This window comes from Porticoccus sp. GXU_MW_L64, assembly GCF_052983295.1.
Genome location: NZ_JBRKJK010000008.1, coordinates 57629 through 81362 on the forward strand (window position 1 = coordinate 57629; position 23734 = coordinate 81362).

Below are 23734 nucleotides of genomic sequence, written 5' to 3' on the forward strand. Positions count from 1 at the left end.
TCCGATTTAAAGCAAAGTCACTGGATCGCCGCGCTACGCTCGCGATGACAATTTTTTAAGTTTCGCTGCCACTCATTTGGCAGAGGGGCTTTTTTGTTTCTGCTCTCGTCATCGCGAAGGGGCGAAGCGACTGCGGCGACCTCCAGAATGCCTCGACGTTATCAGGAAATTGCCCCGTTGCTTTTTGTTAAAACCTCATCTCCGGCACATCGTCCGGCACCACCAATTCACCGGCAGTTTTGGCAACGATCTCCTCGACAGATATTCCCGGTGCACGTTCTTTCAGGTGAAATTTGCCGCCTTCAATTTCCATATAGGCCAGGTCGGTAACCACCTTTTTAATACAGCCAGCACCGGTCAAAGGCAGAGTACATTTGGGCAGCAGCTTTGAATTGCCGTGTTTGTCTGCGTGGGTCATGGTGACAATAATATTGTCGGCCCCAGCCACCAGATCCATGGCTCCGCCCATGCCTTTTATCAGTTTGCCGGGAATCATCCAGCTGGCGATATTGCCTTCTACATCTACCTCGAATGCACCCAGCACCGTCAGGTCCACGTGGCCGCCGCGAATCATGGCAAAGGATTCGGCGGAGGAGAAAATGGAGGCGCCGGTTACCGCAGTCACCGTTTGCTTGCCGGCGTTGATCATATCCGCATCCACAGTTTCTTCCGTGGGGAACGGCCCCATCCCCAGCAGGCCGTTTTCCGATTGCAACATCACTTCCATGCCGTCCGGCACGTAGTTGGCAACCAGGGTGGGAATGCCGATGCCCAGATTGACGTAGTAACCGTCCTGTAATTCTTGTGCCACTCGCATGGCCAGTTGTTCGCGAGAGAGTGCCATGTTTTTGCCCTCTAAAAATCATTGGTTTGCGTCATTGCGAGGCCGAAAGCCGTGGCAATCTCGGTCAGGTTACTGCCATACTGGATGAGATTGCCGCGGTCGCTGCGCTCCCTCGCAATGACGGAATTTTATGCCTTGCGCACAGTTCTCTGTTCAATACGCTTCTCGAATGTGCCCTGAATAACCCGGTTTACATAAATCCCCGGTGTGTGAATTTGTGTCGGGTCCAGCTCGCCGGGCTCTACAATTTCTTCCACTTCCACAACTGTAATGTTACCGGCGGTAGCGGCCATGGGATTAAAATTCTGGGCGGTGTGGCGGTATACCACGTTGCCATAGCGGTCGGCTTTCCAGCCTTTGACAATGGCGAATTCGCCGGTGATGGACTCTTCCAGAATGTGCGGGTGGCCGTTGTACTCGCGCACTTCTTTGCCTTCACCAACGGGGGTGCCGTAGCCGGTGCGGGTAAAAAAGGCGGGGATGCCCGCGCCGCCAGCGCGCATTTTTTCCGCCAATGTACCCTGTGGCGTCAGCTCCACTTCCAGTTCGCCGGACAACAGTTGTTTTTCAAACAGTGCGTTCTCGCCCACGTAAGAGGAAATCATTTTTTTGATTTGGCGGTCTTCCAGCAAAATGCCCAGACCAAAACCGTCCACACCGGCGTTGTTGGAAACCACGGTCAAGCCGGTGGTGCCCATTTTTTTGATCTGAGCGATCAGCCCTTCGGGAATACCGCAGAGGCCAAAACCACCGGCGATAATGGTCATATTGTCTTCAAGGCCAGCCATCGCTTCGGCGTAACTGGTGACGACTTTGTCAAAACCTGACATGAGTGCTCCTGTTGTTTTTGTCATCCTGAGCGCAGCGAAGGGGCGAAGATGAGATTGACTCGCACCATCCTTGGTGCTCGGCTCTACGAGCCGTCTTCGACGCCCAAATTGGCTTTCCTGCCAACTTGTCTTCGCTGCGCTCAGGATGACGCCTAGTTACTTGTTGTTACAGGCCGCTGTCTTCGCCTGCGCTACTTTGGAACCATTTTCACGATTCAATTTGCCAGTAATAAAATTACCGGCGTCGATCAATTTGCCCAAATCAATACTGTGCTCAATGCCCAGCCCATCCAGTAAATACACCACATCCTCAGTGGCCACATTGCCGGAAGCGCCTTTGGCGTAGGGGCAGCCACCCAAGCCAGCCACGGAACTGTCTACCACACTGACGCCCATTTGCAGGGCTGCGTAGATATTGGCAATGGCCTGGCCATAGGTGTCGTGCAGGTGCACAGCGAGCTTTTCTACGGGCACATCCCGGGTGCAGGCTGCAATAACCTGCTGAATTTTAGCGGGGGTGCCCACGCCAGTGGTATCACCCAGGGAGACTTCGTAGCAGCCCATGCTGTAAAGAGCGGTTGACACTTCGCGCACCTTTTCCGCAGCCACGTCTCCCTCGTAAGGGCAGCCCACCACGCAGGATACATAACCGCGCACCGGCAGGCCTTTTTGTTTGGCCGCGGCCATCATCGGCTGGAAGCGCTCCAGGCTGTCGGCGATGGAGCAGTTGATGTTTTTCTGGCTAAAGGTTTCGGAGGCGGCGGCAAAAATCGCCACTTCGCTGGCGTTCACCTCCAATGCCCGCTCAAAGCCTTTCATGTTCGGTGCTAAAGCAGCGTAAGTAACGCCTTGTTTGCGTTTAAACCCCTGAAACACCTCCTCACTGCCCGCCATTTGCGGCACCCATTTGGGGTTCACAAAGGCGCCGGCTTCGATATAACTGAGCCCGGCTTCGGAGAGGCGATCAATCAGCTCAATTTTGGTGGCGGCATCGATGGGTTGCTTTTCGTTTTGCAGGCCATCGCGGGGGCCGACTTCGACGATTTTTACCCGCTTTGGGAGTTCGGAGCTGCGTAAATTGGTTGTTAGGTGTGTCATGTTCGTTTGCTCTGTTTGAGAGGTCGCACGTCTGACGTGCGACCACTAACCAAGTACTTCAAAAGCAACGAGTTCACTGCCACCATCGACAAGATCACCCGGCGAAAAATAAAACTCCGTCACTTTGCCAGCCGCCGGCGCGCGAATGGTGTGTTCCATTTTCATGGCTTCCATCACCAGCAGTGGTGTGTCTGCCTCCACTTCGGTGCCGATTTCCGCCAGCAGGGTAACGATGGTGCCGTTCATGGGGGCGGTTAATCCGCTTGCGGCGGGGTTGCTGTCCGCATCACCCATATCCGCTTGTAGCAGCGAAACCTGCAGCGCTTGCCCGGTGGTAAACAGGGTGTGCTGACCGTTGTGCTCGCTGGCGGCAATGCGCTGGCGCTCGCCGTCGATATCGGCGTAGAGCTCGTTGCCGTTCAGTTCGCCGCTGGCCAAAACAGCGGTATTTCCACAGCGTATCTGGTAGTGGCCGCCTTTGCCATTTTCCACGCTCACCGGGTGTGTCTGGCCGTTCAATTCAACGGTTAACCTGTGGCAATGGGTTTCATTCAGACGCCAGGCACTGGCTGTATTCCACGGTGAATAGGGGTCGCTGTTGCGGTGGAATGTACACTCTGCCTGCTGCTCTTGCTTGAGTACCAGATAGAGCGCCGCCAGGGGCAGGTGCTTGTTGGTATCATCCGTACCGCCATGAAAAATCAATTGCTTGTGTTTTTCGATAAATCCGGTATCCAGTTCCGCATCGCGAAACGGCTGGCAGCTGGCCAGGTTGTAGAGAAATTCCGTATTGGTGGTCATGCCGCTGATGTGGTATTCCGCCAGCGCAGCGGTTAAGCGGTTGAGGGCGCGGTCGCGGTTTTCATCCCAGACAATCAGCTTGGCGATCATGGGGTCGTAGAAAACGCTGACGTCATCCCCTTGCAGTACGCCGGTATCTACACGCACATGCTCGCTCTCAGGGGGCGGTCGCAGATAATTCAGGGTGCCAGTGACCGGCAGAAAATCGTTGTCCGGGTCTTCCGCATAAATGCGCGCTTCAAAAGCGTGGCCGTTGATGCGCAGTTCATCTTGTTGTAGTGGTAGCGTTTCCCCCGCAGCCACCCGCAGTTGCCATTCCACCAGGTCCTGGCCGGTAATTTTTTCAGTGACCGGGTGCTCTACCTGCAAACGGGTATTCATTTCCATAAAGTAGAACGCACCGTCTTCATCCAGCAGAAATTCCACCGTGCCTGCGCCCTGGTAGTTAATGGCCTGGGCAGCGCGCACGGCGGCTTCGCCCATTTCGGCGCGCAGCTTGTCGGTCATGCCGGGGGCGGGGGCTTCTTCAATCACTTTTTGGTGGCGGCGTTGGACGGAACAATCCCGCTCAAACAGGTACACCCCGTTGCCGTGGCTGTCGCAAAACACTTGCAGTTCCACATGGCGAGGCTGGGTGAGGTATTTTTCCACCAGCATTTTGTCGTCGCCAAAGGCATTTATGGATTCCCGTTTGGCGGCGGCCAGTGCCTCGTCAAACTCGTCGCCACTCCATACCTGGCGCATGCCTTTGCCGCCACCGCCAGCGGCGGCTTTCAGCAGTACCGGGTAGCCCATGTCGTCTGAGGTTTTGCGGAGGATTTCCGGGTTCTGGTCGTCACCGTGGTAGCCTGGCACCAGCGGTACCTGGGCGTTTTCCATAATGGTTTTGGCGGCGGATTTGGAACCCATGGCTTCGATGGCACCAATGGGCGGGCCGATAAAAACCAGTTGGTTGTCGGCGCAGCGTTGGCAGAATTCGGCGTTTTCCGACAGAAAACCGTAGCCGGGATGGATGGCCTGGGCGCCGGTTTTCAGGGCCGCTTCGATCACTTTATCACCGCGCAAATAAGATTCCCTCGGTGCTGACGGGCCAATATGTACCGCTTCATCTGCCATGGTTACATGCAGGGCATGGCGGTCGGCATCGGAGTAGACGGCAACGGTTTTAATGCCCATCAAGCGAGCGGTTTTGATAACCCGGCAAGCGATTTCGCCGCGGTTGGCGATGAGTATTTTTTTGAACATGGTGCTAATTAACTCGCTGTTGAGTTCTTAAATTTGACGTCGCACGCTAAAACCCCTGTAGCTGTCATTCTGAGCGCAGCGAAGAATCTCTAATTCGAAGCACAAGATCCTTCGCTGCGCTCAGGATGACAAGCAGCGTGCCTGGTTTTAGCGTGCGACGTGCGACCAGGCAAACCCAAAATATTACTCTGAAACCGCCTGCCACCCCGGAGTCCGTTTCTCCAAAAACGCCCGCAATCCTTCCTGCCCTTCTTCCGACACCCGAATGCTGGCAATCTGCTCGCAGGTGTGTTCGATCAATTCCGGCGTCAATGGTTTGCCCGCCACATCAAACACCAACTGCTTGGCGGCGCGAACTGCTTGCGGACTGTTGGCCAGAATACTGTCGATCATTTGATGCAGTGAGGTTTCCAGGTCTTCTTCATCCACCACTTTGCTCACCAGACCCAAACGCCGAGCGCTTTTGGCGCTAAAGCGCTCCGCCGTGGTGAACAGACGCCGCGCGGCTCGCGAGCCGATGGCGTCGATCACGTAGGGGGAAATGGTGGCCGGGAGCAGGCCAATTTTTACTTCGCTTAAACAAAAGCTGGCGCGGCTGGCGGCAATGGCCATATCGCAGCAGCTGACCAAACCCACGGCACCGCCAAAGGCGGCGCCCTGTACCCGGGCAATGGTGGGCTGCGGCAGGTTGTTGAGTTTTCGCAACATCTCCGCCAGAGCCTGAGCATCCAGCTTGTTTTGCTGGTAGTTGTAACCGGCCATGCGTTGCATCCAGCCCAGGTCAGCGCCGGCGGAAAAACTGCGCCCCTCGGCGGCCAGTACCACCACCCGTACATCGTCCCGCTGCGCCAGCTGCGCGAACAAACCGTCCAGCTCGGCGATCATGGTGTCGTCGAAGGCGTTGTGTTTGGCGGGGTTGTTGAGAGTAACTGTTGCTACCTGGCGCTCCAGCTTTAGTTCTACCGTATTCATGGTTTGCACTCCGTTGGTATTGGTCGCACGCCGCACGTCTGACGTCGCACGCTAAAGGCGCCATTCTTTTTGCATCGTAGCGAGCAATAGCTTTCGGTAATTATTTGCATAATGTTTCTGTTTGGCATTTGTTCTCTACAGGGTGCTTGATTTTAGCGTGCGACGTGCGACGTGCGACGTGCGACGTGCGACGTGCGACGTGCGACGTGCGACGTGCGACCAAACATCACATCCGAAAAACACCAAACTTCGTCTCACCAATTTCCTTATTCAACGCCGCCGAAATCGCCAGCCCCAGCACAGTGCGCGTTTCCGCCGGGTCAATGACGCCGTCGTCCCACAGGCGGGCGGAGGCGTAGTAGGGGTGCCCCTGATGCTCGTAGTCGTCGATGATGGGTTGCTTGAATTGTGCTTCTGATTCCTCGCTCCAGTCTTCGCCACGGGCTTCTTTCTGGTCCCGTTTTACCTGTGCCAGCACGCCGGCGGCCTGGGGGCCGCCCATGACCGAGATGCGGGAATTGGGCCACATAAACAGGAAGCGCGGATCGTAGGCGCGGCCACACATGCCGTAGTTGCCCGCGCCGAAGGAGCCGCCGATCAATACGGTAAATTTTGGCACCTGGGCGCAGGCCACGGCGGTCACCATTTTGGCGCCGTGTTTGGCAATGCCGCCCGCTTCGTATTGCTGGCCCACCATAAAGCCGGTGATGTTTTGCAGAAACACCAGCGGGATTTTGCGCTGGGCGCACAGCTCCACAAAATGCGCACCTTTCTCGGCGGATTCGCCAAACAAAATGCCGTTATTGGCTACGATGCCCACCGGGTAGCCGTGAATGCGGGCAAACCCGCATACCAGGGTGGTGCCGTACAGGGCTTTAAATTCGTCAAGTTCGGAGCCGTCTACCACCCGGGCGATCACTTCGCGCACATCGTATTGCTGGCGGGAATCTTGCGGGATAACACCGTAGATTTCCTGCGGATCGTAGAGCGGAGCTTTGGGTTCGGCGATATCCAGTTGCGCCGGTTTGCTGCGGTTGAGTCGCGACACTGCCCGGCGCGCCAGCTGCAGGGCGTGGTGATCGTTTTGCGCGTAGTGGTCTGCTACCCCGGAGGTGCGGCAGTGCACATCGGCACCGCCCAAATCTTCGGCAGAAACCACTTCGCCGGTGGCGGCTTTGACCAGTGGCGGCCCGCCCAGGAAGATAGTGCCCTGCTGTTTGACGATAATGGATTCGTCCGCCATTGCCGGCACATAAGCGCCACCGGCGGTACAGGAGCCCATTACTGAGGCAATTTGCGGGATATTGTTGGCGGACAGATTGGCCTGGTTAAAAAAGATACGGCCAAAGTGTTCCCGGTCCGGGAATACCTCGTCCTGGCGGGGCAGGTTGGCACCGCCGGAGTCCACCAGGTAGATGCAAGGCAGATTGTTCTGTTCGGCAATGGCCTGGGCGCGCAGGTGCTTTTTGACGGTGAGCGGATAATAGGAACCGCCTTTTACGGTGGCGTCGTTGGCGACGATAATGCATTCCTGGCCCTGCACCCGGCCGATACCGGTGATAATGCCCGCCGCTGGCACATAATCTTCGTACACATCCCAGGCGGCCAGTTGCGACAGTTCCAGAAACGGCGAGCCGGGGTCCAGCAGGGCGTTGATGCGGTCCCGGGGCAGCAGCTTGCCACGGGCGATGTGCTTGTCCCGGTACTTCTCGCCACCGCCCAATTTGATTTGCGCCAGCTTGTTGTGCAAGTCGTCAACCTGCTGTTGCATGGCTTCGGCGTTGGCGGCGAAGTCGGTGGAACGAGTATTGATCTTGGTTTTTATAGTGGCCAAAGTGCGCACTCCGTTGGTTCGGGTCGCACGTCTGACGTCGCACGTCGCACGCTAAAACCAAGCACTCTGTAGGTCAGGCTTTAGCCCGTCAAGTACTTGCCAGTGGCCACCTTTCTGTCGGATTGAGCTCCGTTCTGGATCGAAGGTGCCTTTAGCGTGCGACGTCAGACGTGCGACGTGCGACCAAAATAATTACTCAGTCTCTTTAAACAATTCCCGGCCAATCAGCATGCGGCGAATCTCGCTGGTGCCGGCACCAATTTCGTACAGCTTGGCATCGCGCAGCAAGCGGCCGGTGGGGAATTCGTTGATGTAACCGTTGCCCCCCAGTGTCTGAATCGCTTCCAGGGCTACCTGAGTGGCTTTTTCCGCGCAGTACAGTATTACCCCGGCGGCGTCTTTGCGGGATTCTTCGCCGCGATCACAGGCCTTGGCCACCGTGTATAAATAGGCACGGCAGGCGTTGAGGGTGGTGTACATGTCGGCAATCTTGCCCTGCATCAGCTGAAACTCGCCGATGGCGCGGCCAAACTGTTTGCGGTCGTGGATGTAGGGCACCACGATATCCATGCAGGCCTGCATAATGCCGGTGGGCCCGCCGGACAGTACGGTGCGCTCGTAGTCCAGACCGCTCATTAATACCTTCACGCCTTGGCCTTCTTTACCGAGAATATTTTCCGCGGGCACACGGGCGTCTGCAAACACCAGTTCGCAGGTGTTGGAGCCGCGCATGCCCAGCTTGTCGAGTTTTTGCGCCTGGGTAAATCCCGGCGTGTCGCGCTCCACAATAAAAGCGGTGATACCGCGGGAGCCTTCGCCGGGAGCGGTTTTGGCGTAAATGACGTAAGTGTGAGCATCCGGGCCGTTGGTTATCCACATTTTGTTGCCATTGAGTACATAGTGGTCGCCGTCTTTAACCGCTCGCAGTTTCAGACTTACGACGTCGGAACCGGCGTTGGGTTCCGACATGGCCAGGGCGCCAATATGTTCACCGGAGCACAGCTTGGGCAGGTATTTGAGTTTTTGTTCGTGGCTGCCGTTTTTGTGAATCTGGTTGACGCACAGGTTGGAGTGGGCGCCGTAGGACAGGCCGATAGAGGCGGAGGCGCGGGAGATTTCCTCCATGGCCACTACGTGGGCCAGGTAGCCCATATTGGTGCCGCCGTACTCTTCGGCCACGGTCATGCCAAGTAAGCCCATTTCTCCCAGCTTTTGCCATAAATGGTTGGGAAACTCGTTTTTCAGGTCGGTTTCTTCGGCGATAGGGGCGATTTCCGCTTGGGCAAACTGGGTCACCGCATCGCGCAACATATCGATGTCTTCGCCCAGGTCGAAGTTCAGGGTGGGGTAGTAAATGCTCATGATTGGTTTCCGTTCAGTTGCTCCCGGCAGATGCGCTCGGCTTCGTCGAGGTCGGTCATCAGCAGGTTGATTTCTTGCAGTTGGTGTTGCAGGTGTTGGCGCTGTTGCCCGATACCTTGCAGCAGGCTTTGTAACTGTTCTTTGTTGCCGCTGGCGGGATCGTACATATCGATAATGTTGCGGCTCTGTTCCAGGCTGAACCCCAGCCGCTTGCCGCGCAAAATCAGCTTTAACTTGGTGCGGTCACCGGGGCTGTATATGCGCGTTTGCCCCTTGCGGCTTGGGGTTAACAGGCCAATGTCCTCGTAGTGGCGGATGGTTCGCGTGGTGATGTCGAACTCCTGGGCCAGTTGGGAGATGGTGTAGGTGTGTGGATTGGGCATGGAGGAAGTTTACGTTAACGTAAACTATATGGCAAGAATAATTGTTGCGAGTTCCGTGTTGCGGGTTACGGGCAGATCGAGCAAGCGTGTCATCCTGAGCACAAGCGAAGGATCTCACTGGTGATCTGACGTTTGAGATCCTTCGCTACGCTCAGGATGACAAGAAACAAGAAGTGTTGATGAAAAACGCGGGCTATTAACCCGGCAATACAAAAGGCGTCCTGCCTTTTGTATTGCGAGCTCAATAAAACCTAACGCACTTGCGCGGAAGTGCTTGATTTTATTGAGCTCGCGCTGGCTACGCCAGCGGCGGCACATCCCTGTGCCGCGCTATTAAACGCAACCTATAAGGTTGCCGGTTTAATAGCTGTTACTTCTTATCTGCCCGCAGCCAGAAGCGCGCAGCCTGTGGGTTTATTGCTCTACCAAATAGCGCAGCTGCTTATCCAGCAGCTCCTGTTGATCTTTGCTAAACCCGGTGACTTGGTGCAAATCCGCACTTTCTGACAGTTCGTCGCTGGTGATGGCGTCGTTGAGCGAGTGGTGCAGGCTGGTGGCGCTGTCCACCAGTATTTGTCTGGCGTGGCTTTGCTGGGCCAGACGCGCCACTTCCAGCTCGCGCTTTTCGCGCTCGAAATCGTTGAGCAGTGCGGTGCCAGCGGTGGCAGGGCTGAGTTTGACCGCCGCCGACAGTTCCATGGCCACTCCCTGCGCGCGGGCGTAGTGTTCCGCCAGCTGCAGTAATATTCGGGCACAAAACAGCGCCCGTGCCGGGTGGTCGCCGGTTTCGGTATCGCCGCCAAATTCGATAAACAGGGTCTGGTCGCGCCCGGCCCGGCGCTGGCCTTCGTACAGGGTGGCCAGATGATCCAGGTCGTCGTCCAGTTTGTTCAGCAGGCTCTGGAATTTGTCTTTACTCAGTTGCCCTTCAAGCTTTTTCAGATTCTTGCAGTGCAGTGCCATAGTCGCCATTTGCAGGGCGTTTTCTTCTTCCGGCTGCTTTTGTTCGTTGCTGGCTGTTAGCAGTGGTTGCAGGCGTTGCTCAAGCAGCTCCAGCTCATCGCTTTTCTGCTCTCCATCGAAATCGCCGGGCAAACGCTCTGTGACAGCCGCCAATCGCTTCGACAGGCGGCGACCTGTCAGCAATGCTGCGGTTACCAGTAACAGGGAAAAGCCCGCCCAAATGACCATCACCCAGTCCAGCGGTGTGCGATAGCGCGTTAGCAAGGTATCAATGCTCAGGCTCACACTGGCGGTGGCGGCGGTGCGCCCTTCAATCACCACCGCCTGGCGGTAGGTTTTCAGCACCGCACTCTCAATGTTGGCAACGCTGCCACCGCTGTGGGCCAGCTGGCGTTGCTGGCCGTTAAAAACACTGGCGGTAGAGGCTTCGGTTTGCCGCACCAAATGATCTACGTGCACCTGCAGACTGACCAGGTCGTTGTGCAGGATGTAGGGGCGGATAATTTCCGCCGACTGAGCCGCCAGCGCATTGCCCAAACGGTCACTCTCCGCTTCTGCCAGCAAACGGGTTTGCCATTGGCCCAGCGATACAACCAACAGCCCGGCAAGCAGGCACAGTGCCAGCGTAAATAAAGGCAGGCGAACGGCGAAAGAGCGTTTGGTGGCCATGGATGTCCGTATATGACAGGTCGGGAAAAGCGCAATGATAACCGCTGAACCGGTTGGCGAAAATTGATTCGGTCAAATTTTACGTTTTTGCGGGGCGCAACGTTGAACGGCCTGTGCCAACAGCCATAGAATACGCGCCTTTGTTCGCCGTTGATGGATACACACCATGCCGAATGCCCGGGTTACTCTGCAATCCCCTGTGATTGACCAGTCCTTAAGCCAGCAAATCGAAACCCTGTTCGTGGCCCACGACTTTTCCGTGGTGGAGCATCAGTGGCTGGCCCGGCGGGACAACCACAGTTGCCTGCAATGGTTGTTGGATGGCCCGGAGCACATGCAGCCGGAATTGTTGGTGTCCCTGCGCAGTGAGGCAGAGCAGCGAGGTGCGGATGTGGCACTGCAAATAAACGCGCCGCACAGTAGCCACTACGGGCTGGCGGTGTTTGATATGGACTCCACGCTGATTCAGGCAGAAGTGATTGACGAACTGGCCAAACGCGCCGGTGTGGGCGATCAGGTATCCGGGATTACCGAAGCGGCCATGCGTGGCGAACTGGATTTCAAGCAGAGCTTTGCCAAGCGCCTGGGCTTGCTCAACGGCCTGGATATATCGGTACTGGACAGCATCGCCGACTCCCTGCGCCTGTCCCCCGGTTGCGAACGCCTTATACGCGCTCTCCATAAACAGGGCATCAAAACCGCCATCGTTTCTGGCGGTTTCAACTACTTTGGCCGCTACCTGCAACGCAAGCTGGGCTTTAACTACGTGTTTGCCAATGAACTGGATGTGGTGGCTGGCAAGGTTACCGGTCAGGTAAAAGGTGATGTGGTAGATGGCAACCGCAAGGCAGAGTTGCTGCGCGAGTTAGCTGCCAAAGAGGGGCTGGAGCTGGACCAGGTGATCGCCGTTGGCGATGGCGCAAACGACCTGCCCATGCTGGGTATCGCCGGATTGGGGGTGGCCTTCCACGCCAAACCGCTGGTGCGTGCTACCGCCAAACACGCCATTTCCCATATGGGGCTGGATGGGGTGTTGTATCTGTTGGGGTTGGGGGATGGAGAGATTGCCGGGCAATAAAAAGCCACTTCGCAAGGAAGTGGCTTTTCGGGGTAGGCTGGTTTTTCGCTGGATTAATTGCCCAGCACATTCGGCCAGTTGGCATCTGCCTTTTTAATATTCCCGGGAATATCTTTCTTCCACTTTTTCTGAACGCCTTTGCTCAGATTCAGGTACAACTTGCCATCGACAATTTTCCAGGCATGGGGGTTGGTGGGCTTGGTGAAGTTGTGTGATACCGCAAAGGCGCAGTAGCCGCCGTATTGGGGGGCGTACTTTTCGGGCTCGGCGATAAAGGCCTGCTTGTTGGCTTCGCTGGCAAAGTGCCAGGTGGCGCCATTCCACTGGGCGCTGATGTCTTTGGAGCCGAATACCGCGTCGGCACCTTCTTCAAGGGTGAAGTAAGCCACCGGGTCAGCGCCTTTGATAGCACCTTTTTTCTTGTGGGAGTAAACGTCAGGGTCTTTGGCCAGTGCGCCAAAGGAAAAAGTCAGCAGGGCCAGTATAGCAATGATGCGTTTCATGGTTAGTGCTCCGTACTTGTGTTCTGATAAAAGGTGCACATAGGACGAAAAGAGAAAGAAAAAGTTCCTGGTACTTTTTATTGGTGGCAACTGGGTAGGGTGGATTAGTCGCTCAGCGGCGGATTACGCTGCGCTAACCCGCCCTACGAAAATTGTAAATCAGCTCACTGCGTCCCATAAACTCGAACAACATGAATTGGGGATTGCTTGATGTGACCGTGGTCAGCATGGATGCTGACCTCGAGCCCCCATGGACGGGTTTACGGCGCGTCACAGCAAGCAATCCCCAATTCATGTCTACTGCGGGGCTAAACTCTTTGACGGTCTTATTTTTCCCGCGATTCATGGATAAAGACTCAAAGTTTACGAGATAGCAATGAAATCAGCTATTGATGACCAACCCGTTTTGCAGTGCCTTTCGGTAGGCGCGCCAGGCGGGAATGGTGCCCAACAGTGCGGTGAGCCCCAGAGCGGCTGCTGCCAGCAGCAGGTTGTGTGGGTTGAGGATGTCGGCGGATAAAAACAGCCCGTACTGCGCTGCCAGCCAGGGGCCGACAAATGTCAAAACAGCACCCAGCAGACCAAAAGCTGCTGCAATGGACAGCCCCGCCAGCAGCAGCACTTCCAGCTCAATCAACAGAAACAAAAATGCCGGGTGTGCGCCAATGGCGCGCAGGATGGCAATTTCCCGTTGCCGTTCATTCATGGCTGCCAGCAGGGTGGTAATCATGCCTGTCAGGGTGGCCAGCAGTACCAGGGCAGAGATCAGATAGAGCAGGTTTTCCACCACAGCGAGCATGCGCCACAGCTCCGCCAGGGTAGCGCCGGGCAGTATGGCCAGCAGTGGCTCGCCCTTGTAGCGGTTGATTTTGCGTTGCAGATTGAAGGTTTGGGCCTTGGATGTCAGCCCAACCAGGCAGGCGGTAATGGCTTTGGGTTGCAGGGAGTCGTTCCGGGGCTCACCCGGTTGTGGCTGCCAGTCCAGATGAATGGCTTCGATACCTTCCAGGCTCACCAGCAGACTGCGGTCCACCGGGGTGCCGGTGGGTTTGAGTATGCCCACTACGGAAAACGGGTGGTTGTCGTGGTGGGTAAAGCTGATACCACTGGTGCCGTGGGCCAGCACCACGTTGTCACCCAGTTGGTAACCCAGCTTGCGTGCTACCTGAGCGCCCAGTACTACGCCGTGGTGGTCGCTGAACGGGGTTCCACTGGCCAGTTGCAGTGGTTGTTTCCGGCCGTATCGGTAGTGCTGAAAAAACGAGTTGCTGGTGCCGATGACGCGGTAGCCCTTGTGGGAATCCCCCAGGGAGATGGGCACCGTCCAGGCGACGGAAGAATGAGTGTCGATGATCTGGTAGCTGTTCCAGCTGATATTGGCGGTAGCGTCGCCGATATGAAATACCGAGTAGAGCAGCAGGTTAATGTTGCTGGAGCGCGCCCCCACCACCAGGTCGGTGCCGGACAGGGTGTTGGTAAAGCTGGTCTTGGCCTCGCGGCGAATGTGGTCGATGGCCAACAACAGGGCGATGCTCACGGTAAGAGATACCACGGTCAGCAGGGCCGTGCCGCGGCGGTTCCAAAGGCTGTGGCGGGCCAGTTTAAGCAGCATGATGGGCGCCTCCGGCACAGAGAGTGCGAATATCTGCGCTGTGGCTGAACTGCCCTTGCAGGCTGCGGTCGTGACTGACAAACACCAGGCTGCTGTTGCACTGTTTTACGGCGTCGAACAGCAACTCCAGAAAGCGTTCGCGGCTGTCGCTGTCGAGGGCGGAGGTGGGTTCGTCGGCGATCACCAGTTGAGGCTCACACAGCAGGGCGCGGGCCACCGCCACCCGTTGTTGTTGGCCAACACTTAACTGCGCGGCGCGGCGTTGAAATGTGGAGTCCGGCAGGTTGAGGGCCGCCAGTAAATCCCGCGCGCTCTGCGCCATATTTTTCAGCCGGGCAAAGTGGGCGGCCAGCAATACATTGTCCAGCACACTCAGGTAAGGGATCAGGTTGAATTGCTGAAAGATCACACCGATGTGGCGGGCGCGAAAGCGGTCGCGGCGGTGGCCGCTGAGTTGTGCCAAATCCTGGCCGAGAATGCGTACTTGCCCCTGTTGGGGCAGCGTGACTCCGGCGAGCAAATTGAGCAGGGTGGTTTTGCCCGAGCCGGAAGGACCGTAGAGGAATAACCGCTCACCGGCCTGCAGTTCAAATGAATCAATGTCCAGCAGGCTTTGCTGGCCTGGCCAGGCAAATGCCATGCGCTCTATGGCGATGGCTGGGGTATTTTTCGCAGGTGAGTTCATTGTGGGTCCAGCATAAAAAACTGCGTTAATATAACAGCTTTCCCTGTAGCGATCGGACACAGTTTTCATATGTTTACGCGTTTATTTTTTATCGTTATCAGCGTGTTCAGCACTGCTGCTTGGGCAGCGGAATACCGCACACTGGAGTGGACGGATTTGATGACTCTGGAAGACCGCCAAAAAATGGCGGCGCTGCCGGAAGTCGAGCATTTGGGTGAGGAAATCCTGTTGGAACCGGGGCAGATGAGTCTGGATTTGTCCCAATTTCTAGGGCAGCCTTCAGACAACCCTTTGGATATGGGCGATGCCATGTCGGGCTTTGGCTCGAAGCCGGATGCACAACAACAATGGCGGGAAGTGCTGACGGCCACGACCACCGTGGCGGCGTTGAACAATCAGCAAGTGCGCATCGCCGGTTTTATTGTGCCGCTGGAGTTTGACGACAATATGGTGGTGACGGAATTTTTTCTGGTGCCGTACTTTGGTGCCTGTATCCATGTGCCGCCACCGCCGCCCAACCAATTGGTGTACGTCACCATGGACAAGGGTATTGAGCTGGAGGCCATTTACGATCCGTTCTGGGTGTCCGGCAGGTTAACCACGGAAGGCAAAATGAATGACACCGGTTTTGCGGCCTATTCCATGGCTGCGGACAGGGTGGATGATTACAGTGAGTAGGGTAATGGATTAGCCGAAGGCGTAATCCACCAGTGATGCAGTTGAATGGTGGGTTACGCTGCGCTAACCCACCCTGCGGACTGAGGAATTATTTGATCTTTATGCGATTATCCGCCGCCGTCACCTTGGCGCTGCCCTGCTTGCCTTCCAGAGTCCATTCCAGGTCTACCCTCTCAATACGCGAATAGTGGTCAAACAAGCTAACGGTGACTTCCCCAAGGGCTTGCGGGTGTTTGCATTCAAATTGCTGGCTTACCACAAAATCAGCGTGGCCCTGGTGACTGTGGTCGTGGCCGCTGTGATCGGTTTCCAGCAGCGCTGAATCCACATCCGCCTGTTGCAGTTGGCACTGTGCCCCGGCGGGCAGTTTTACCAGAGTTTGTGGCTGTCGCAACTGGTGCGCGGTGGCGTTGATCAGGGCGCGTTCGCCGTCGTCCCGGGGTTCCCGCTCAAAGCCGATCATATCGTAGGCCGGCACCTGCAGGCCCACCCATACATGCTTGTCATTCCGGGCCAGGGTCATATGGGCCAGGCCGTGTACGTGGGCATGATGGCCGTGGCCGTGGTGGTCCAGAGAGTGTTGTTCTGCCTGAGTCGCCACCGATGCGATTGCCAGGGCCAGTGGCAGAATCTTGTGAATTGCGTATTTCATGGCATTACCTTTCGCGCAAAATGCGTTGCTTTTGTCTATCCCAGTCCCGGCGTTTTTCGGTTTCCCGTTTGTCGTGATCTGCCTTGCCTTTGGCGAGGGCAATCTCGCATTTCACCAGGTGTTGTTTCCAGTACAGGGCGGTGGCAACGCAGGTGTAGCCTTTTTGTTGTACCGCCTGAAAAATTTTTGCCAGCTCGCGGCGGTTGAGCAGCAGTTTGCGGGTGCGATCCGGTTCTGTTACGTAATGGGTGGAAGCCGACTGCAACGGCGTGACATTGGCACCGATCAGCCAGGCTTCGCCGTTTTGCAGCAGCACATAGGTGTCGGTGAGTTGCACCTTGCCGGCGCGCATGCTTTTTACTTCCCAGCCCAGCAGAGACACCCCCGCCTCAAACTTGTCGGTGAGGTGGTAGTCGTGGCGGGCGCGTTTGTTGAGCGCAATGGTACCGCCGCTGTTTTGTGGTTTTTTGTTCGCTTTGTTTGCCATGGCGGGATTATACGGACTGGGCCAAAGGATGCTATTTATTAAATCGGCGATTTTATAGATTGCGCCACTACTGTCCCACTATTAACAAGCAGCCAATGCACCTTGAGTTCAATGCGGGTTTGACGTCGAGTTACAGGTTGGTGCCGGACATGAATCTGGAGTGACACGCTGCAAGTACATCCGTGTAAGCTCGAGGCCAGCATCCCTGCTGGCCACGGTCACAGCACGCCACTCCAGATTCATGTCTTCAAATTTCGTGGGACAGCAGTAAAATTACGTTTAATCATGTGGTAAAGGGCGTGCTGAGTTAATAATTAGCACACATACCCGTTACAATCAGTTTCTATTTTGTAATAAGACGATCACCCACTGATGGTCGAGAGCAACAAATATCTTCACGGCGTATGGAAAGGCCCCTGGTACTTTGTTGGTGCAATGATCTGCACCAGTACCGGTCTGGGGGCGCTGTGGTATTTCCCCTCTGCGGCCTCGGCAGAGAATGTGGGGCTGGTGTCGCTGTTGTTCGCGGTGTTTCTGGTGTTGTTTTCCTGGCCCCTGCTGGTAACGGAAGTGACCCTTGGCCGCCGTGGTCGACAGAGCGCGACCAATAGCCTGCGCTATCTGGTGCGTGAATCCCGACAGCACGGTTATTGGCGTGCCATTGGCTGGCTGGGGACGCTGGCGGGTTTGCTGATGGTGTCCTGGTTTTCCCTGTTGGCGGTGTGGGCGGGGGATTATTTTTGGGATATGACCAGTGGTGTGCTGCAAGGTCAGAGCCTGCGTTTTGCCATTGAACATTTCGCCGTTATCGAATCGCGCCCTCAGCAGGCATTGCTTCGCTGTGGTTTGTTTTTGCTGTTGGCAGCGGCGGTGCTGGCGGGTGGTGTGGCACGTATTGGCCGCATGCTGCGTCATTTGGTGGCGGTGTTACTTGTGCTGCTGGTGTTGGCGGTGGCCTTGAGTGTGGTGAACGGCAACTGGGAGTCCGGCTATCAGCACTTGTTTGCCGTTGCCCTGGTGGATGTGGATCGCAGCCAGTGGTGGCAGGCGGCGGCCACGGCTCTGACCATGGCATTTGTGTGTGTGCCACTGGGGGTGGGGGCCGCCGTTACCCTGGGGGCGTATTTGCCGCAACGCCCTCAGTTGCTTAAAGGCTCGCTGCTGGTGGTGTTGGTGGCGGGCTTGATCGCCTTTGCGGTGGCCCTGAGTATTCATGCCACCTTGCGGGCGGGCGCAGCCCAGGCGGTTCTGGAGGGGCAGGTGGGCAGTGGTTTGCAGCTGCTGTTTGTGTCGCTGCCGGTGAGTTTTTCCAACACCAGTTACGGTTTGTTTCTGGGTGGGCTGTTTTACCTGTTTATTGCCCTGGCCTGTTGGGGGGCGGCCATTGCCCTGCTGGAACCGGCGGTGGCCTGGTTGACGGAATCCACCCGCTGTAACCGGTTTTTTGCCTCCCTGGTTGTGGTTGTGGTTTGTCTGGGGGTGATGCCAACCACCTTCTTTACCCTGGATAAAGGGGATTACGGCGCTATTGAATGGTTTTGTCGCTACTGCCTGGTTCCACTGGTCGCTCTGATGGTGGTGCTGTTTGCCGGCTGGTGCCTGCGGCGGGATTTACTGCGGGAAACACTTTATGACGAGCCCCGCCTGTGGTTTTCCATCTGCTACGGCCTGCTGCGCTATATTTTGCCGGTTGCCATGGTTATTATCTTCGCCTTCAATATTTACCAGACGATCACAACCCAATGACGACCACCATTGAACGCAGTGCCCTGGTGATGCACCCGGCGGAAAAAATGTTCGATCTGGTCAACGATGTCGCTGCCTATCCGCAATTTATGGATGGTTGTGTCGGTGCCACCATCGTGGCCAGCGACGACAGGGAAATGGTCGCCCAGCTGGTGTTGCGCAAAGCGGGTGTGGAGCAGCGCTTTACCACGCGCAACCAGTTGCAGCGGCCAAAGCGCATCGCCCTGGCCCTGGAGGAGGGGCCATTTACCGCGTTGAATGGGGTGTGGCAGTTTGAGGCCCTGAATGACGAGGCCTGCAAAGTGAGTTTGAAGCTGACCTTTGCATTTAAAAATACCGCCCTGGCGTTTGCGGCGGGAAAGCTGTTTTCTCAAGTGGCCAATAACCTGGTGGCCTCCCTGTGCAAGCGCGCCGACGAGATATACCCATGATCACTGTAGAAGTCGCCTATGCACTGCCACAACGACAGCAAATAATCGAGCTGCAGGTGGCTGAAGGCACCACGGCTATTGAGGCGGTAAAAGCGTCTGGAATTGTGGCAATGTTCCCGGAAATTGAGCCGGACAGCGCCAAAATGGGCATTTTCGGCCAGGCGTTAGGCACCAAGGGTTTGAAGCCGCCGGCGGAGTATGAATTGCAGGCGCGGGACAGAGTGGAAATTTACCGGCCATTGACAGCCGACCCCAAAGAAGTGCGCCGCCGCCGGGCGGAGAAGGCAAAACAGCAGGGTTAATCTGTTATTGCGTAACGTACAGCCCCTTCTCCGAGCCCTCTGCCACTTTGCATGAGATCGCCGCGCTGCGCTCGCGATGACAGGCTGCTTTTATCCCGTCATTGCGAGGGCCGCAGGCCCGTGGCAATCTCGACCAGTGTGGCAGAGGACTTTCGGTGGATTACGCCTGCGGCTAATCCACCCTACGGGGTGTCGCTTGTGGGCGTTTCTGTCTGCGACGAAGCGTCATCCAGGGTTTTTGGGGTGGGGGTAAAATCACCGCTAAAGCGCACCAGGGAGTCGCCGTCAAAGAATACGCTCAGACGGCTGGTTTCCTTGCTGCCCTTGCGTCTGTCCAAGCTGTACAGATAGTCCCAGCGGTTGCTGTTAAAGGTGTCGGCAATCAACGGGGTGCCGAGCACAAAGCGCACTTGCTCGCGGGTCATGCCCGGTTGCAACTGGTCCACCATCTCCTGGGTAATGATGTTGCCCTGTTCAATTTCGATCTTGTGAACCCCGGGGAAAGCAAAGTTTTTGCAGCCTGCTGCAACGGACAAAAGCAGGGCGATCAGGGAAAGTTTTGCGCAATGGGCCATTTCGGGGTTCCAGAATTGAAAGCGAGCGGGGATAATACCCGTTCGCGAAATCGCTGAGAAGGGGTAACCCATGCCGAACGAAAATCAGGAACTGCGCAAAGTTGGCCTAAAGGTGACTCTGCCGCGGCTGAAAATCATGCAGATTCTGGAAAATGCCGAAACCCGCCATATGAGCGCCGAGGATGTCTACCGGGCGCTGTCAGAGGCCGGGGACGATGTGGGCATTGCCACGGTTTACCGGGTTCTTACCCAGTTTGAAACCGCCGGTCTGGTGATTCGCCACAATTTCGACAACGGCCCGGCGGTGTACGAAATGGACTCCGGCGAGCACCACGATCATATGGTGTGTACGGAAACCGGCAAAGTAATCGAGTTTCACAACGACGAAATTGAAGCCCTGCAGGAAAAAATCGCCCGGGAAAAGGGTTACGAACTGGTGGACCACAGCCTGGTGCTGTATGTGAAACCGCTGGATTAAAAACTCAGGCCCCGCTCCGGGCCGTAAGCAATCACATAGGTTATTCTGCCAAAGCCGCTGCCCCGTTGCAGCGGCTTTGCTTTTGCCACCGTGCGTTGCACCGGGAATGAGCTCTGCCCGCTCAGTGAGGCGAATTGATAATCCTGCGGAAAAAGCCTGAATAACTCATTGAGACCTTTGCGGCCATTTTTCAGGTAGTCACGGTTCACCTCGAACATCACCACGGGCCGGTGTTGCCCTATGGTTTGCTGCAACCCCGCCAGCACCTTGGGTTCGTGGCCCTCAACGTCGATTTTGATGAAATTGATGGTGCCTTCGATGTTGTCTCGAACAAACTGGTCGCCCACCAGTACGTCCACGGTGATATCACCGCAATCCGAGATTTTCCCGGCTCCCCAATTAAGATTTTTCGGCGTATCAAATTGCAGCTGACCACTGATATCGCTCAAACCAATAGCAAAGGGCTTTATATTGCTCGCCACCCGGGTTTTTGCAGCCAACCGTTCATAGACCGGCGGGTAGGGTTCTACAGCGTAGACCTGTTCAAAGAACTGTGAAAACGCCAGCGAGTGATTGCCGATATTGGCGCCCACATCCAGCGCGATACCGCCATTAACCCGTTTTTTGATCAGGTTGATGTAGGTGTATTCGTAAAACTGACCGGTGACATAGGCCACCCATTCCACGTAGTTGTCCAGGTGACCTTCGTAGGCGATGCCATTGCAGTCAAAGGTAAATGCCGATCCATCCCGTTTGATAAACCAGCTGGCAATTTTGCGGCGCAGGGAAACCGGCAGGCTATTGCAGCGGGAGATGTTCAAGGCGGTCTGTTTCATCGGTTGATGTCTCCGTACTGTTGGCTTTGACGCAATCGTTATTCCGCTGCCAGTTCCAGCATTTCCCGTGCGTGAGTGCGGGTTTGTCGGGTGATTTTGGCGCCGCCCAACATGCGTGCCACTTCTTCGATGCGCTCATTGGATACCAGTGACGTCAAAGCGGTCTGGGTCGATTCGCCGTCGCTGGATTTGCTCACCTGCAAATGGTGGTGGGCGCGGCTGGCCACTTGTGGTTGGTGGGTGACGCAAATGACTTGCCCGTTGCCCCCTAACTGACGCAACAGTTTGCCCACCACATCGGCGGTGGTGCCGCCAATGCCCACATCCACTTCATCGAATACCAATGTGGGCGTGGTGCTGTGCTGAGCCGCTACCACCTGGATGGCCAGACTGATGCGCGACAGCTCGCCGCCGGAAGCCACCTTTGCCAGTGGCTTGGCGGGCTGGCCCGGGTTGCTGGCGATCAGGAAGTCGATACTTTCCAGCCCCTGAGGGCTGTATTTGGCTTCCTCCAATGCAACCAGCTCTATAGTGAGTTGTGCGCCGGGCATGGCCAGCTCCGGAAGGTGTTGGTTGACCGCCTGCGCCAGCGTTTTCGCCGCCCGTTGGCGCTGGGTGCTGAGCTTGCGTGCCTGTTGCAGGTATTGTTGGCGCAGCTCCTGAGCCTGCTGTGCCAATTGCTCCAGGTCTTGTTCGCCACCGCAGAGTTCGTTCAATTGCCCTTGCAGATCCTGGTGCAGGTCGCGCAGCAGCTCCGGCTGAGTGCGGTGCTTGCGGGCCATCTGGTAAATGTCGCTGAGCCGTTGTTCCACATCCGCCAACTGCTGTGGGTCAAGCTCTACGCTGTCTATATGCTGGCGCAAACTGGCGCTGGCTTCTTCCACCTGAATGCGGGCGCTGGCCAGCATATCGGCAATTTCTTCCGTGGCAGCGGATTGCCCGGGCAGTTCCGCCGTCAAAGAGCAGGCCTGGTTTAAGCCACTGAGCAGGTTGAACGAGTCATCGTCGCTGCACAGGTTCAGCAGTTGGTGGCTCTGGCTGAGAATGGCATCGGCGTTGGCCAGCTGAGTTTGCTTTTGCTCCAGCTGTTCCAGCTCCCCTTCCGCCAGATTGAGCTGGTTGAGTTCGTCTACCTGAAAGCCCAGCAGCTCGCGGCGGGCATCCAGTTCGCCACTTTGCTGCGACAGCAGATCGAGACGATCCTGCAGGTCGCGCCACTGGCGGTAACTGTGTGACACCGCGGCTGCTAACTCCTGGTGTCCGCCGTGGTCGTCCACCAGTACCCGGTAAGTGTCCCGGCGCAGCAGTGACTGGTGCTGGTGTTGGCTGTGAATATCAATCAGCTGTTCACCCAGTTGTTGCAGTTGTTGCATGGTGGCGGGCTGACCGTTGATGTAGCCCCTGGAGCGCCCTTCGCGGGTAAAGAGCCGGCGCAGCAGGCAATGGTTGTCGGGGTTGTCAAAATCATTTTCCGCCAGCCATTGCTGTGCACCGGGAATGGCACTGAGGTCGAACAGCGCGGCGACTTCAGCACGTTCGGCGCCGTGGCGAATGCGGTCGCTGTCGGCGCGATCACCAATAGCCATGGCCAGGGCGTCCAACGTCAGGGATTTACCCGCTCCGGTTTCCCCGGTAATGGCGGTCATACCGGCGTGAAAATCCACTTCCAGAGAGTCCACCAGGGTGAAGTTATTGATGTTCAGGGAAAGCAGCACGGCGTACCTTTATGGTTACGTTTCGGCTGCATCATAAACCGAAACGAGGGCACAGGGTACAGGTAACAGGGCGCGCTGCGCGCTAACGGGAAACCCCTGTCACCTGTTATCTGTCAGCAGGCGCAGCCTGCGATCTGTCGACTGATTCAGGGGTTGAATCCCCAAAACCCACCCCCATATAGAGCAGCAAATCAACAATCAGAGCATGGAGATTTTACGTGTCCAGCGAACAAAAGCCCGGCCAACAAAAAGAGCAACCCGCTGAAGCCGCCGAAGAAACTACTATCGAAGAACAGCAAACAGAAACCGTTGATTGCACCGACAACGACGTTGAGCTTGAGGACAGCAATCCTCTGCAAGAGCAGCTGGACAGGGCCAAAGAAGACGTGTTGCGCGCCCAGGCAGAGATGCAGAACCTGCGTCGCCGCACCGAGCGGGATGTGGCCAACGCCCACAAGTTTGCCCTGGAAAAGTTTGTCGCCGAATTGCTGCCGGTGGTGGACAACCTGGAGCGTGCCCTGGAAGCCTTTGACGAAGGCGATGAAGGTATCCAGCTGACCCTGAAAAGTTTTATGGACGTACTGGCGCGCTTCCAGGTGGAACAGGTGGCCCCGAACGGCGAGCCCTTCGATCCGGAGTTGCACCAGGCCATGAGCATGGTGCCCAACCCGGATATGGAGAACAACACGGTGATGGACGTGTTCCAGAAAGGCTACACCCTCAACGGCCGCCTGGTGCGCCCGGCCATGGTGGTGGTGGTTAAAAACTGACGACAGGACTCGCCCTGTCGTCATCCTGAGCGCAGCGAAGGATCTGTTGGCGGCATAAACACCGGGATTCTTCGCTGCGCTCAGAATGACAAGTACAAAACGGGGTTGAAAGCCACTTCACCGGCCCCATATAGAAACCAACAAAATTGATTACGGGGCCAGCGTCCCACAGTAAAGAAAGCGGA

Annotated in this window: 24 protein-coding genes; 7 read left to right on the top strand and 17 right to left on the bottom strand. The window is 56.5% G+C overall.

Going from position 1 to position 23734, the window contains the following annotated elements; translation table 11 throughout:
* Positions 1–187: 187 nt before the first annotated feature.
* The 9 genes from ACVBEJ_RS07935 to ACVBEJ_RS07975 form a co-directional block, all read right to left on the bottom strand.
* On the bottom strand, positions 188–844 hold the full coding sequence (locus ACVBEJ_RS07935) for a CoA transferase subunit B (protein WP_447129084.1): 657 nt from the start codon (positions 842–844) through the stop codon (positions 188–190).
* Between the two features lie 128 nt (positions 845–972).
* Positions 973–1674, bottom strand: a complete 702-nt coding sequence (locus tag ACVBEJ_RS07940; RefSeq protein ID WP_447129085.1) for a CoA transferase subunit A — start codon at positions 1672–1674, stop codon at positions 973–975.
* A gap of 156 nt (positions 1675–1830) precedes the next feature.
* Positions 1831–2772 carry a hydroxymethylglutaryl-CoA lyase gene (locus tag ACVBEJ_RS07945; RefSeq protein WP_447129086.1) on the bottom strand — a complete coding sequence of 314 codons (942 nt, stop codon included), beginning with the start codon at positions 2770–2772 and terminating at the stop codon, positions 1831–1833.
* A 45-nt stretch (positions 2773–2817) separates the two neighbouring features.
* Complete coding sequence (locus tag ACVBEJ_RS07950) at positions 2818–4818, bottom strand: acetyl-CoA carboxylase biotin carboxylase subunit (RefSeq protein WP_447129087.1); 2001 nt, start codon at positions 4816–4818, stop codon at positions 2818–2820.
* 183 nt (positions 4819–5001) lie between these two features.
* Positions 5002–5790, bottom strand: coding sequence for an enoyl-CoA hydratase/isomerase family protein (locus tag ACVBEJ_RS07955; protein ID WP_447129088.1), 789 nt, complete (start codon positions 5788–5790; stop codon positions 5002–5004).
* A gap of 226 nt (positions 5791–6016) precedes the next feature.
* A complete protein-coding gene (locus ACVBEJ_RS07960; protein ID WP_447129089.1) occupies positions 6017–7624 on the bottom strand; it encodes a carboxyl transferase domain-containing protein in 1608 nt (535 codons plus the stop codon).
* A 192-nt stretch (positions 7625–7816) separates the two neighbouring features.
* Positions 7817–8986, bottom strand: a complete 1170-nt coding sequence (locus tag ACVBEJ_RS07965) for an isovaleryl-CoA dehydrogenase (protein WP_447129090.1) — start codon at positions 8984–8986, stop codon at positions 7817–7819.
* The gene (locus tag ACVBEJ_RS07970; RefSeq protein ID WP_447129091.1) at positions 8983–9369 is read right to left on the bottom strand and encodes a MerR family transcriptional regulator; all 387 of its coding nucleotides are present in this window, start codon (positions 9367–9369) and stop codon (positions 8983–8985) included. Before ACVBEJ_RS07970 ends, ACVBEJ_RS07965 begins: the two co-directional genes overlap by 4 nt.
* Positions 9370–9783: 414 nt before the next feature.
* Positions 9784–11001, bottom strand: coding sequence for a hypothetical protein (locus ACVBEJ_RS07975; RefSeq protein ID WP_447129092.1), 1218 nt, complete (start codon positions 10999–11001; stop codon positions 9784–9786).
* Between the two features lie 166 nt (positions 11002–11167).
* Here ACVBEJ_RS07975 and serB point away from each other — a divergent pair, with 166 nt between their 5' ends.
* On the top strand, positions 11168–12079 hold the full coding sequence (gene serB, locus ACVBEJ_RS07980) for a phosphoserine phosphatase SerB (protein ID WP_447129093.1): 912 nt from the start codon (positions 11168–11170) through the stop codon (positions 12077–12079).
* Between the two features lie 53 nt (positions 12080–12132).
* Here the strand turns inward: serB and ACVBEJ_RS07985 are convergent, their stop codons facing one another.
* The 3 genes from ACVBEJ_RS07985 to ACVBEJ_RS07995 all read right to left on the bottom strand — a co-directional run bounded on the left by ACVBEJ_RS07985 (position 12133) and on the right by ACVBEJ_RS07995 (position 14879).
* Positions 12133–12582 carry a YHS domain-containing (seleno)protein gene (locus ACVBEJ_RS07985; RefSeq protein WP_447129094.1) on the bottom strand — a complete coding sequence of 150 codons (450 nt, stop codon included), beginning with the start codon at positions 12580–12582 and terminating at the stop codon, positions 12133–12135.
* Positions 12583–12964: 382 nt separating this feature from the next.
* Positions 12965–14194 carry an ABC transporter permease gene (locus tag ACVBEJ_RS07990; protein ID WP_447129095.1) on the bottom strand — a complete coding sequence of 410 codons (1230 nt, stop codon included), beginning with the start codon at positions 14192–14194 and terminating at the stop codon, positions 12965–12967.
* Positions 14184–14879 (bottom strand): ABC transporter ATP-binding protein, encoded by a 696-nt coding sequence (locus ACVBEJ_RS07995; protein ID WP_447129096.1) that lies wholly within the window; start codon positions 14877–14879, stop codon positions 14184–14186. Before ACVBEJ_RS07995 ends, ACVBEJ_RS07990 begins: the two co-directional genes overlap by 11 nt.
* 69 nt (positions 14880–14948) lie before the next feature.
* On the opposite strand from ACVBEJ_RS07995, the gene ACVBEJ_RS08000 reads away from it, so the two are divergent.
* On the top strand, positions 14949–15557 hold the full coding sequence (locus ACVBEJ_RS08000; RefSeq protein ID WP_447129097.1) for a DUF3299 domain-containing protein: 609 nt from the start codon (positions 14949–14951) through the stop codon (positions 15555–15557).
* Positions 15558–15645: 88 nt separating this feature from the next.
* Here ACVBEJ_RS08000 and ACVBEJ_RS08005 read toward each other — a convergent pair whose 3' ends face one another.
* Positions 15646–16209: a ZrgA family zinc uptake protein gene (locus ACVBEJ_RS08005; RefSeq protein WP_447129098.1), complete on the bottom strand. Its 564-nt coding sequence runs from the start codon at positions 16207–16209 to the stop codon at positions 15646–15648.
* Positions 16210–16213: 4 nt separating this feature from the next.
* Positions 16214–16696, bottom strand: a complete 483-nt coding sequence (gene smpB / locus ACVBEJ_RS08010) for an SsrA-binding protein SmpB (RefSeq protein ID WP_447129099.1) — start codon at positions 16694–16696, stop codon at positions 16214–16216.
* Between the two features lie 372 nt (positions 16697–17068).
* Here smpB and ACVBEJ_RS08015 point away from each other — a divergent pair, with 372 nt between their 5' ends.
* Genes ACVBEJ_RS08015 through ACVBEJ_RS08025 form a run of 3 tightly spaced genes read left to right on the top strand, consistent with a single transcriptional unit; the run spans position 17069 to position 19175 of the window.
* Positions 17069–18442, top strand: a complete 1374-nt coding sequence (locus ACVBEJ_RS08015) for a hypothetical protein (RefSeq protein WP_447129100.1) — start codon at positions 17069–17071, stop codon at positions 18440–18442.
* A complete protein-coding gene (locus tag ACVBEJ_RS08020; RefSeq protein WP_447129101.1) occupies positions 18439–18873 on the top strand; it encodes a type II toxin-antitoxin system RatA family toxin in 435 nt (144 codons plus the stop codon). The genes ACVBEJ_RS08015 and ACVBEJ_RS08020 overlap by 4 nt, the downstream gene beginning before the upstream one ends.
* Positions 18870–19175 carry an RnfH family protein gene (locus ACVBEJ_RS08025; RefSeq protein WP_447129102.1) on the top strand — a complete coding sequence of 102 codons (306 nt, stop codon included), beginning with the start codon at positions 18870–18872 and terminating at the stop codon, positions 19173–19175. Before ACVBEJ_RS08020 ends, ACVBEJ_RS08025 begins: the two co-directional genes overlap by 4 nt.
* Before the next feature lie 182 nt (positions 19176–19357).
* Here the strand turns inward: ACVBEJ_RS08025 and ACVBEJ_RS08030 are convergent, their stop codons facing one another.
* Positions 19358–19750: an outer membrane protein assembly factor BamE gene (locus ACVBEJ_RS08030; RefSeq protein ID WP_447129103.1), complete on the bottom strand. Its 393-nt coding sequence runs from the start codon at positions 19748–19750 to the stop codon at positions 19358–19360.
* Between the two features lie 70 nt (positions 19751–19820).
* Here ACVBEJ_RS08030 and fur point away from each other — a divergent pair, with 70 nt between their 5' ends.
* Positions 19821–20228 carry a ferric iron uptake transcriptional regulator gene (fur, locus tag ACVBEJ_RS08035; RefSeq protein WP_447129104.1) on the top strand — a complete coding sequence of 136 codons (408 nt, stop codon included), beginning with the start codon at positions 19821–19823 and terminating at the stop codon, positions 20226–20228.
* Here fur and ACVBEJ_RS08040 read toward each other — a convergent pair.
* Both ACVBEJ_RS08040 and recN read right to left on the bottom strand, forming a co-directional pair.
* Positions 20225–21064 carry an FkbM family methyltransferase gene (locus ACVBEJ_RS08040; protein ID WP_447129105.1) on the bottom strand — a complete coding sequence of 280 codons (840 nt, stop codon included), beginning with the start codon at positions 21062–21064 and terminating at the stop codon, positions 20225–20227. The two genes, fur and ACVBEJ_RS08040, sit on opposite strands and share 4 nt — an antisense overlap.
* Before the next feature lie 38 nt (positions 21065–21102).
* Complete coding sequence (gene recN, locus ACVBEJ_RS08045; RefSeq protein WP_447129106.1) at positions 21103–22779, bottom strand: DNA repair protein RecN; 1677 nt, start codon at positions 22777–22779, stop codon at positions 21103–21105.
* Positions 22780–22997: 218 nt separating this feature from the next.
* On the opposite strand from recN, the gene grpE reads away from it, so the two are divergent.
* Positions 22998–23549, top strand: a complete 552-nt coding sequence (grpE, locus tag ACVBEJ_RS08050; RefSeq protein ID WP_447129107.1) for a nucleotide exchange factor GrpE — start codon at positions 22998–23000, stop codon at positions 23547–23549.
* The last annotated feature ends 185 nt before the right edge of the window (positions 23550–23734 follow it).